Genomic DNA, 10,740 nt, shown 5'->3' with positions numbered 1-10,740 from the left:
CTTGCGCAGGTTCTCGATCGCCGCCGCGTCGCGGAACAGCACCCCCTGCGTCGCGCCGTGGACCTTGATCGCGGCGGAAGTCTGCGAGCGCGCCTTGAGCTCCAGCAACTGCCCCAGCAGCGTCAGCGAGACGATCACGGCGGCAGCCTCGAAATAGACACCGTGGCTGATGCGATCGGTCATGGAATCGTCCCGTTCTTCCCGATGGATCCCAGTGTCAACCTTCCCGCCGTTGGAAAGTCAAGCAGGGGCGGACGGCCTCGAACCCCGGTGGGCGAGCACGCGGTCGACCATCACCCCCGCCTGGCCGAGGTTCCTGCCCGGGTCGCAGAACGCTTCCAGCTGCGCCCGCTTCACGTGCCTGGAGATTTCCGGATGCGCGGTCAGGATGTCGATGAGCGGCCGGTTTTCCTCGATGGCCTCACGACAGAGGTCGTAGACCAGGTCGTGCGCATGCTCCCGGCCGATGTAAGGGCCCAGCCCCATCATGACGGCCTCGGACATGACGAGTCCGTTCGTCATGTCGATGTTGGCGCGCATGCGCGTCGCGTCGACTTCCAGGCCTTTCAGGACGAACTTCGCCTGCTTCAGTGCCCCTGAGATGAGGCAGAAGATCTCCGGCAACGCGACCCATTCGATTTCCCAAGGGCCGGTGGACCGCTCGTGATCGGCCACCATGGCATCCATCAGCGCGGCGGCGTGCTGGCGCGCGACCGAGATGTTGGCGTGGATGTACAGGCAGGAGATCGGGTTGCGCTTCTGCGGCATGGTCGACGACGAGCCGCGGCCCGGCGCGAACGGCTCGAACACTTCCGCGACTTCCGTCTGCATCATCAGCTTGACGTCCATGGCGATCTTGCCGAGCGAGCCTCCCACCAGCGCCAGGAAGGCCCCGACTTCGGCGATGGTGTCCCGCACCGTGTGCCAGGAAATGAGCGGCTGGGCGAGGCCCAGCTCCTGCATGAGGGCCGTCTGCGTCTCCATTGCCCCCTTTTCCAGCGATGAGAGCGTGCCCGATGCCCCGCCGAACTCGCCCACGAGGACCCGCGGCTTCAGCTGCTGCAGCCGTTCGCGGTGGCGGTCGATGCCCGCCAGGATGGAGGCCATCTTGTAGCCGAAGGTGATCGGGGTGGCCTGCTGCAGGTTGGAGCGTCCGATGATGGGTGTGTCGCGGTACTTGCGCGCGAGCGCAGCCAGCGCGTCGCCGATCTCGTCCAGGTCCTGCTCGACGAGCGCCAGGCCTTCGCGGATCTGCAGCACGGTGGCGGTGTCGGTGATGTCCTGGGTGGTCGCCCCCCAGTGGCAGAACTCGCCCAGCCCGTTGCGGCAGTTGGCATTGATCTGGTTGACCACCGCGATGATCGGGTAGCCGATCTGCTCGGTCTTGGCTTTGAGCTTGTCCCAGTCGATCATGGAGAGCTCGCAGTTCTTCACGATCTCGTCGGCGGCCTCCCTGGGGATGATGCCCAGCGCGCCCTGCACCTTGGCCAGGGCGCGCTCGATGTCCAGGTACTTGGAGGTGCGGTTCTCGTCGGACCACACGTCGCGCATGCGCGCGTCGCTGAACATGTCGCCGAAGATGCGCGAATCGATGATGGTGGAGGGCATGGTGCTCGTCTCTCTGTGATGGGGGAAGGCGGCTCCATATCGGGCAGATGCTCGGTAGCCACCAGAACTCGCAGGTTGCAGTTCGCCACTCCTTGGACTCGGTCGATGCGGCTCCTCGGCTCGTAAGCATGGCGCATGCCGCCGAATCCGGCTATCCAGACGTGTCGCGGTTCCGCGTCAGCGCGCCGCGCACAAGCATGCTCGTGGCGGCAATCTCACTCGTCCAGTAGCCAGAGTACTTGGGAAGGCGTTCCCGGTGGGCGATTAGAGCTCGCGCGGCGCCTGGCGCGCAAGCAGGTCCTCGTCAGCCGCAAGCTCCTGAATCTGCTGTCCGATGCGCGGCGCCGAGAGGGAGCACGATCACGCGCCGCCAACGCAGCCGGGGATCCGCCTCGTAGTCGGCCACGACCCACGTGCGGGTCGTGTGCTCCGTGGCCTCCGCGAGGAAGTCCCGCAACACGCCGGCGGAGGCTGCATCCAGGGCGGCGAAGGGCTGGTCCAGGCAGGTCACCGTGGCCCCGCTGGCCAGCAAGGCCACGAGAGCCACCTTGCGACGGCTGCCGGTCGACAGCATCAGCAGCTTCTTGCCCAGGTGGGGCTCGAGCCCAAGCGCCTGCGCGAGGTCCTCCTGCAGCGCCAGGTCCCACCGGGAGCAGCGCTGGCGAAGCGTGTCCCAGACTTGATGGGGCGTCAGCTCGTCCTGCCCCGGCAGCGAGAGATCGAGCCAGAGGCCGTCCGGGAGTTGCGCTTCCCGTGTCAGTGCAACACGATCACCGGCGAGCCATCGCAGGAGGCTGGTCTTTCCGGCGCCCTCGTCGCCCGTCACGGCGACGAGTCCGGGCTCGAGGGGGAGCAAGTCGGCGAGGCTCATTGCGCGCGCAAGGACTCGAAGTAGCCCTGGATGGCCTTGGGCAAGGCCTTCCGCGGAGAACGCTGCAGCTTCAACAGCAGTTCGTGCGGTGCCTCGTCCACCTGGTAGCGCTCGCGGATGTCGCACCGGATGCGCGAGAGCAGTCCGGCCGCCACTTCGGCGTCGGCCATTGCGCGGTGGGCACGGCCCGCCGGGGCGATCGCGTGGTATTCCGCCAGTGACCCGAGGCGGAAGCTTCCCGCCTCCGGATAGAGGCGTCGGGAGAGCAGCAGCGTGCAGGCCATCGATGGCCCGGGGCGCGAAGGACGGCCCAGTCGCGCCAGTTCTGCCGCCCAGAAGCGCTGGTCGAAGGAAGCGTTGTGCGCCACCAGCGGCATGTCGCCGACGAAGCGCGCGGCTTCGTCCATGACCTCTGCGGCCGGAGGCGCCGCGCGGATCATCTCGTTGCTGATGCCGGTGTAGGCCTCGATGAAAGGGGAAATGCGCACGCCGGCGTTCATCAGGGACTGGAAGCGACCGACGACCTGCGTTCCCTCCAGCACCACGACCGCGATCTCCGTCGCGCGATCGCCCTGGGCGGGCGACAAGCCGGTCGTTTCGAAGTCGATGACTGCAATGGGGTTCAACGTGGGTCCTGGCAGGCGAATGGCTGAGTATGCCAAGACCGGCTGCGGCACCGGCAGCCTCTTCCCTCCAGGACGGGCCGATCGACGCGATCGTGGCGATGGTGTCGGCCGGGCTCGGGGTTTCCGTCGTTCCCCACCCGCGCGCGGCGCTGCTGGCGACACGAAAACGGAGCCCGAAGGCTCCGTCGACTTGGCGCAGAGGACGCCTCAGGCCGCGTGGCCCGCCACTGCAAGCCGGTCCAGGTGCTTGTGTCCCTTCTCGCGCATGATTTCGCCGAAACCGGAAAATAGCGTCACGCCCCCGGCGAAGTGCAGCAGGATGCGCGCGCCCACCGGCACGTTCGGTGCAGCCTCCGCCAGCATCAGCCATGACGCGGCCCCGAGCAGGGCCAGTCCCAGCACCACGACACACCAGCCGCAGCGTTCCCGACGTTCGTTGTACAGCACTTTTCGCTTCACTCCTTCATTGGTTGATGCAATTTTCGGGTGTAGCTGCGGCGCTTGGGCCGGTGGGGCGCTGTCCGTTTGACGACCATCAAGCGTCACGCGGAAACCGCAGGGCGAGTGTCGCGGCCGTGCAATCGGCGCGACGCCTGGCCCGCTCAGGCGCGCTTTCGCCGCCCTACTGCACGTTGGCCGTCACCGATGAATTCGCTTTGATCGTGAACGTGCAGCTCTTCGCCTTCTTGCTGCCGCTCGAGCAGCTGCCGGACCAGATCGCGTCGCGCTTGGCGCTCAGCGTGATCACGGTGTTCGCCGCAAAACTGGCCGCGCTGATCGTCCCGACCTTCGCATTGATTCCCGCCGGGCTCGATAGCACGCTCTCGCCACTGCGGCCCGTGGCCTTCACCGTCAGCGTCACGCCTGCGGGCGGCGGCGGCGACGCCGTGGCCGTCGCGGTGACGATCAACAGCCCCGCCTGGTTCACCCCGTTGTAGCTCCCGGTCACCGTCGCGGTGGTAGCAGCGCCCACCGGCGTGGTCGACACGCTGAAGGTCGCCGTCGTGGCGCCTTGCGGCACCGTCACGCTGGCGGGTACGCCGGCCGCCAGCGAGTTGTTGAGAAGGGGCACGAGTGCCCCACCCGCCGGCGCTGCCGCGGACAGCGTCACGATCCCGGTAGACGACGTGCCGCCCACCACGCTGGCCGGAGTGAACACGAGCGACGCGAGCACCGCGGATGAATTCATGGCGCCGGCGTCGTAGCGGGCCAGCGCGAAGACGCCCAGAGAACGGCTGGGATCGAATGCAGAGCCTGCGGCCACGATCCTGCCGTCGCCCTGTACCGCGAGCGCAAACGCCTGGCTCTGGGACCCCAGGACGTTGGTGATCACCTTGCCTCCGTTCCCGAAGCCCGGGTCGACCAAGCCATCGCTGTTGAAACGTGCGAGCGAGAAGACGTCGAAGCCGGTCGACCCATCGACGCCCCAACTCACCGCGAGGATCTTCCCATCGGGCTGGAGAGCGGCTGCCAGGCGCCTTTGGCGACTGAACGAAAAGGACAGCGTTGTCTTGCCGCCAACGCCGAAGCTGGTATCCACGCTGCCATCGGTGTTGTAGCGGACCAGCCCGAAGAGGTCGGTCCCGAATCCGGAAGGAAGCACCAGGCCCGCGACCACGAGCTTGCCGTCGCCCTGCAGGAGGAGCGTCCAGCCGACGTCGTTCGCGCCGAAGAAGTCGGTCGTCACCTTGCCGCCGGTCCCGAAGCCCGCATCCAGGCTGCCATCGGCGTTGTAGCGCGCCATCGCAAATTGAACGTTGGCGCCGCCGGGGTCGGCCCAGCCGCTCGCCACGATCTTGCCGTCCGCTTGCACCGCAACCCCGGTAGCGCCGTTATCGAAGCCGAAGAAGCTCGTGGTCACCTTGCCGCCTGTGCCGAAGCTGGCGTCGAGGCTGCCGTCGGCGTTGTACCGCGCCAGCGCGAACCGCCTGAAGATCCCGTCGTGGGCGCGCCCCGCGACGACGATCCGGCCATCGGCCTGGATCGCTAGCGAGGTGGCTATGTTCTCCGTGCCGAAGAAATCGGTGCTCACGACGCCGGCGGTGCCGAAGCCGCTGTCCAGGCTGCCGTCGGGGTTGTAGCGAACCAGCGTGAAACGCGTGTTGGCGTTCGCTGCGTTCACGTCGGCGGAACCCGCTGCAACGATCTTGCCGTCGGGCTGCACGACGACGGCGTACGCGTAGTCCTGGCCGCCGCCGATGTCCTTGGTCACCTTGCCAACGCCGCCGAAGGTGGTGTCCAGGCTGCCGTTGATGTTGTAGCGGGCGAGCACGAAGTCGCTGCCACTGCTGGCGCCGTTTTGTGGAGCGCGGAAAGCGCTGCCCGCCGCGACGATCTTGCCGTTGGGCTGCACCGCAACCGCATACACCGTCGCGCCGTCGCTGGCTTGCGTGAAGATCGGCGTCGTCACCTTGCCGACGCCGCCGAAGGTGGGATCCAGGTCGCCCGGGGCAGCCCACGCACTGCTTGCACCAGCGAGAAAGAGGGCGCCAGTGCCCAGCAACGCCATGACAGCCGCTCGGTAGGCAGTGAGGATGGCGAGCGCCATGACCGTCACCCAATATGCGACACCGGTGTTTGACAAGTGGGAGGATCTCATCGTGTGGGCTCCAAGGTTTCGGCAAAGGCCGCGCTACGGAGGGAAATCTCCGCGTGGTTTTGCGTGGTGCTGTTTGCTCGCATGACGGCCTAGTGGAGGCATGCTATGTCTCGCACAACATGCGAGACAGGCCCGATGGTGCTGAAGCCCCTGCCCCAATCGGTTGGAGGTTGCGCGATCCTGCGCTCGAGCGTTACAGAACGTTCGAAAGTCGCTTGCGATTGCTTCGTGAGCGCCCTTGCGCTCGTACTGGCTCGAGTTTTTCGAAAGCTTCGCGCGCGGCGAGGAACCGGATGTCGGGTAAGCGTCCTTGCCCGCCAGCCGGGTTATCACGGGTGCTGCGGCCCATGGTGCCGCCTGTATGCTGTGCCCGCGCAAGAGTGCACGCGGGCGCGCATATTGCCTGCTTCCGCCATCCCTCCAATGCTTCCGGAGCCACTGCCAATGCGAGGAAAACTGTTTGCCTGCGCGGTCACCGCGGCCGCGGCCGGCCTGGTAGGCAACGCCACGGCGCGTGACCTGGTCGTCGCCATCAAGACCGAGCCATCGTCGATGGACCCGCAATACCATGCCCTCACGCCCAACATCCAGCTGTCGCAGACGCTGTTCGACCCGCTGGTGTGTTCCGACGCCGAGATGCTGCCCAAGCCATGCCTCGCCGAGTCGTGGACCGCCCAGGGCAACACCTGGACCTTCAAGCTGCGGCCCAACGTGAAGTTCTCCGACGGCTCGCCCTTCACCGCGGCCGACGTGTTGTTCACCTTCGACCGCGTGCCCAAGGTTCCCAACAGCCCGTCCTCGTACAAGATCTACCTCCAGCAGATCACCAAGGTGGAGGCGGTGGACCCGCTCACGGTGCGCATCACCACCGAAAAGCCGTATCCGCTGCTGCCGACCAACATGGCCTCCCTGCCGATCATGTCGGCCAAGGCCGCGTCGGGCCCCGCGCCGGAGGGCAAGACCACCACCGAGCTGAACGCCGGCAACGGCCTGGTGGGTGCCGGCCCCTACCGCTTCGTGTCCTGGAAGCGCGGCTCCGAAATCGTGTTCGAGCGCAACCCGTACTACTGGGGCCCCAAGCCCGCCTGGGACAAGGTCATCTATCGCCCGATCAGCAACCCGGCGGCGCGCGTGGCGGCGCTGCTGGCCGGTGACGTCGACCTGGTGGAAGACCCGCCGACGGACGACCTGGAACGCCTCAAGAAGGACCCCAAGCTGAACGTGGTGGCCAAGGCCTCCAACCGCATCATCTACGTCGCGCTGGACCAGCATGGCGAGGAAACGCCGGGCATCCAGGGCACCAACGGCAAGAACCCCCTCCTGGACAAGCGCGTGCGCGAAGCCTTGTCGCTCGCCATCGACCGCCAGGCGCTGGTGGATCGCGTCATGGGCGGCATCGCCACGCCGGCCGCGCAACTGCTGCCGCTGCCGATGCTGGGCGCCAGCAAGAACCTGGCGACGCCCGCCAAGGCCGACCCCGAGAAAGCCAAGGCATTGCTCAAGGCGGCGGGCTATCCCGACGGCTTCACCCTGGTGCTGGGTTCGCCCAACGGCCGCTACATCAACGACAGCAAGGTGGCGCAGACGCTGGCGGCGATGTGGACGCGCATCGGGGTCAAGACCACGGTGGATGCCTCCGCGCCGCCGGTGTTCTTCAAGAAGCGCGACAGCTACGCCTTCAGCGCCTACATGGCCGGCTGGGGCACCGCGACCGGGGAGATGTCCAACACCCTCAACTCCCTGCTGGTGACGCCCAACAAGGAAAAGGGGGTGGGCACCACCAACCGCAGCCGCTACTCCAACAAGGCCATGGACAAGCTGGTGGAGGATTCGGCCGACCTGATGGACCCGGTCCAGCGCGGCGACATGCTGGCCAAGGCCAGCGAGATGGCCATGGCCGATTTCGCGATGCTGCCGATCCACTTCGAGCACTCGGTCTGGGCCATGAAGAAGGGCATCGAGTTCACCGGGCGCGCCGACCAGCAAACCATGGTGCAATACGTGACGCTCGGCAAGTGACCCTGCGTCGCTGAGCATCCGCGCATGCTCGCCTACATCATCCGCCGCCTGCTGCAGGCCGTGCTCGTCATGGCCGCGATGTCGGCGCTCGTCTTCGTCGGGCTCTACGTCGTGGGCGACCCGGTTTCGATGATGGCGAGCCCCGACGCCACCGAGCTGGACCGGGATGCGATCCGCCAGAACTTCGGCCTCGACAAGCCCCTGTGGCAGCAGTACGCGATCTTCATGTCGCATGCGTTGCGGCTGGATTTCGGCAAGAGCTTCCTCACCGGCCAGTCGGCCATGGGCCTCATCCTGGAGCGCATGCCCGCCACGCTGGAACTGGCCTGCGTCGCCATGCTGCTGGCGGCGATCGTCGGCGTCCCGCTGGGGATCTGGGCCGGGCTCAAGCCCCAGGCCCTCAGCACGCGCGGCATCATGACCGGCTCGGTGCTGGGCTTTTCGCTGCCCAACTTCTGGGTCGGCCTGATGCTGATCATGGTGTTCGCGGTCTACCTGGGCTGGGTGCCGGCCAGTGGCCGCGGCAAGACCGTGCTGGTGGGGCCGCTGGACCTGAGCGTGCTCACGCTGGACGGCTGGAAGCGGCTGATCCTGCCGGCGCTGACCATCGCCACCGCCAAGGCGGCACTGATCATCCGCGTGACGCGCGCCGCCACGCGCGAGGCGCTGCCCACGGACTACATCAAGTTCGCGCGCGCCAAGGGCCTGGCCTGGAGCCGCATCCTGCGGGTGCACCTGCTCAAGAACATCCTGATCCCGATCGTCACCGTGTTCGGCCTGGAGTTCGGCCAGGTCGTGGCCTTCGCGGTGGTGACCGAAACCATCTTCGCCTGGCCCGGCATGGGCAAGCTGCTGCTCGACTCCATCATCACGCTGGACCGGCCGGTGGTCGTGGCGTACCTGATCCTCATCGTGTTCTTCCTGGTCATCCTGAACCTCGTGACCGACATCCTCTACTCCGTGCTGGACCCCCGGGTGCGCTTGCAGGCGGCAAAAGCATGAGCGCGGTCATCTCGCCCGTCGGGATCGAACAGGAGGTGGCGGCCTTGCCACCGCCCGAGACGCCGTGGCAGCGCCTGCGCCGCGAGTTCCTTGCCAACAAGCTGGCCGTCGCGGGGCTGGTGCTGTTGCTGCTGGCGGTGGCCGTCGCCGTGTTCGCGCCCTGGATCTCGCCGCAGAACCCCTACGACATCGGCAATCTCGACATCCTCGATTCCAAGCTGCCGCCCGGCAGCAAGACGGCCGATGGCGCCATGCACTACTGGCTGGGCACCGATGGCCAGGCGCGCGACCTGCTCTCGGCCATCTTCTACGGCCTGCGCACCAGCCTCATGGTGGGCGGCGTCTCGGTGGCGTCGGCGCTGGCCATCGGCACCATCGTCGGTCTCGCGGCCGCCTATTTCGGCGGCTGGGTCGACGCGCTGCTGATGCGCATCGTCGACATCCAGCTGTCCTTCCCCGCCATCCTGGTGGCGCTGATCCTGCTGGCGATCCTGGGCAAGGGCGTCGACAAGGTGATCATCGCGCTGATCATCGTCCAGTGGGCCTACTTCGCCCGGGCGGCCCGCGGCGCCGCGCTGGTCGAGCGCGCCAAGGAATACGTGGAAGCGGCGCAATGCATGGCCCTCAGTTCGCGGCGCGTGCTGCTGCGGCACATGCTGCCCAACTGCATGCCGCCCCTGATCGTCATCGCCACCATCGACCTGGCGCACGCCATCGCGCTGGAGTCGACGCTGTCCTTCCTCGGTGTCGGCGTGCCGGTGACCGAGCCCTCCCTGGGCATGCTGATCGCCAACGGCTTCGAGTTCATGCTCAGCGGCCACTACTGGATTTCGTTCTTCCCCGGCATCGCGCTGGCCCTGGCCATCGTCGGCATCAACCTGGTGGGCGACCACCTGCGCGACATCCTCAACCCGCACAATGCCCACTGACAGCGTGAGCGCGCCCGTCCTCGAGGTGCGGGGCCTGCAGACCCACTTCTTCACCCACGGTGGCGTGGTCAAGGCGGTGGACGGTGTCGACCTCCGCGTGGGCGCAGGCGAAATCCTGGGCCTGGTCGGCGAATCGGGCTCGGGCAAGAGCATCACCGGCTTCTCGGTCATCGGCCTGATCGATGCGCCGGGACGCATCGTCGGCGGCAGCATCCGCTACCTGGGCGAAGAGCTGGTGCGCGCGGGCGAGCGGCGCCTGCAGCGGTTGCGCGGCAAGGAGATCGCGATGATCTTCCAGGACCCGATGATGACGCTCAACCCGGTGCTGCGCGTGGACACGCAGATGGTCGAGGCCATCCACGCGCACGAGAAGGTGGGCGCGGCGGCGGCGCTGGCGCGCGCCCGCGACACGCTGGCCATGGTCGGGATCCCTTCCCCGCAGGAGCGGCTGCTGTCCTATCCGCACCAGCTGTCGGGCGGCATGCGCCAGCGCGTGGCGATCGCCATCGCGCTGCTGAACAAACCCAGGCTGATCATCGCGGACGAGCCCACCACGGCGCTGGACGTGACCATCCAGGCGCAGATCCTGTACGAAGTGCAGAAGCTCTGCCGCGAAACCGGCACCGCCATGATCTGGATCACGCACGACCTGGCGGTCGTGTCCGGCCTGGCCGACCGCATCGCCGTGATGTACGCCGGCCGCATCGTCGAAAGCGGTGCCGCCGCCGACGTGGTGCACCGGCCTTCGCACCCCTACACGCAGGGGCTGATCGATTCGATTCCCACGCGCGCCACGCATGGCTCGCTGCTGCGGCAGATTCCGGGCATGACGCCATCGCTGCTGCAGTTGCCGCAAGGCTGCGCCTTCCGCCCGCGCTGCGGCTACGCCTCCGACGCCTGCCTGGTGACGCCGCAGGCGGTCGACCTGCCGCCGCAGAAGACCGTGCGCTGCTGGCACGCACTGGCCTGAGCCATGGACGCATCCACCACGTCCCAGGCCGCCCCACCGCTGCTGCAATTGCGCGGCATCGACAAGCGCTTCGTGCAGCCGGTGGACCTGGCCGGCAGGATCGCCAACCTGCTGGG

General features: G+C 67.3%; 10 protein-coding genes. 4 read left to right on the top strand and 6 right to left on the bottom strand.

The annotated features are described in order from the left end of the window. The 6 genes from VFM98_RS17880 to VFM98_RS17855 form a co-directional block, all read right to left on the bottom strand. Positions 1–183 (bottom strand): hypothetical protein (locus tag VFM98_RS17880; RefSeq protein ID WP_325111254.1); only part of this gene is annotated, 183 nt, incomplete at its 3' end. Between the two features lie 57 nt (positions 184–240). Further along, positions 241–1,608 carry an adenylosuccinate lyase family protein gene (locus tag VFM98_RS17875; protein ID WP_325111253.1) on the bottom strand — a complete coding sequence of 456 codons (1,368 nt, stop codon included), beginning with the start codon at positions 1,606–1,608 and terminating at the stop codon, positions 241–243. 304 nt (positions 1,609–1,912) lie between these two features. Then, positions 1,913–2,479 (bottom strand): ABC transporter ATP-binding protein, encoded by a 567-nt coding sequence (locus VFM98_RS17870; RefSeq protein WP_325111252.1) that lies wholly within the window; start codon positions 2,477–2,479, stop codon positions 1,913–1,915. Further along, complete coding sequence (locus VFM98_RS17865) at positions 2,476–3,105, bottom strand: 3'-5' exonuclease (protein WP_325111255.1); 630 nt, start codon at positions 3,103–3,105, stop codon at positions 2,476–2,478. Before VFM98_RS17865 ends, VFM98_RS17870 begins: the two co-directional genes overlap by 4 nt. A 207-nt stretch (positions 3,106–3,312) precedes the next feature. Further along, a complete protein-coding gene (locus VFM98_RS17860; RefSeq protein WP_325111251.1) occupies positions 3,313–3,552 on the bottom strand; it encodes a hypothetical protein in 240 nt (79 codons plus the stop codon). A 175-nt stretch (positions 3,553–3,727) separates the two neighbouring features. Continuing rightward, positions 3,728–5,653 (bottom strand): hypothetical protein, encoded by a 1,926-nt coding sequence (locus VFM98_RS17855; protein ID WP_325111250.1) that lies wholly within the window; start codon positions 5,651–5,653, stop codon positions 3,728–3,730. A gap of 495 nt (positions 5,654–6,148) precedes the next feature. Here VFM98_RS17855 and VFM98_RS17850 point away from each other — a divergent pair, with 495 nt between their 5' ends. From VFM98_RS17850 to VFM98_RS17835, 4 genes are read left to right on the top strand one after another with little or no spacing between them, the layout of a single operon-like run. Further along, positions 6,149–7,723 (top strand): ABC transporter substrate-binding protein, encoded by a 1,575-nt coding sequence (locus VFM98_RS17850; RefSeq protein WP_325111249.1) that lies wholly within the window; start codon positions 6,149–6,151, stop codon positions 7,721–7,723. A 24-nt stretch (positions 7,724–7,747) separates the two neighbouring features. Beyond that, positions 7,748–8,725, top strand: coding sequence for an ABC transporter permease (locus VFM98_RS17845; RefSeq protein WP_325111248.1), 978 nt, complete (start codon positions 7,748–7,750; stop codon positions 8,723–8,725). Further along, positions 8,722–9,654, top strand: a complete 933-nt coding sequence (locus tag VFM98_RS17840) for an ABC transporter permease (protein WP_325111247.1) — start codon at positions 8,722–8,724, stop codon at positions 9,652–9,654. The genes VFM98_RS17845 and VFM98_RS17840 overlap by 4 nt, the downstream gene beginning before the upstream one ends. Continuing rightward, positions 9,644–10,624 carry an ABC transporter ATP-binding protein gene (locus VFM98_RS17835; protein ID WP_325111246.1) on the top strand — a complete coding sequence of 327 codons (981 nt, stop codon included), beginning with the start codon at positions 9,644–9,646 and terminating at the stop codon, positions 10,622–10,624. Before VFM98_RS17840 ends, VFM98_RS17835 begins: the two co-directional genes overlap by 11 nt. The last annotated feature ends 116 nt before the right edge of the window (positions 10,625–10,740 follow it).

The sequence above is a fragment of the Ramlibacter sp. genome (assembly GCF_035706265.1).
Taxonomy (GTDB): domain Bacteria; phylum Pseudomonadota; class Gammaproteobacteria; order Burkholderiales; family Burkholderiaceae_C; genus Ramlibacter.
The sequence above is the reverse complement of the archived record's forward strand: the minus strand, read 5'-3'. Positions and strand labels throughout refer to the sequence as shown.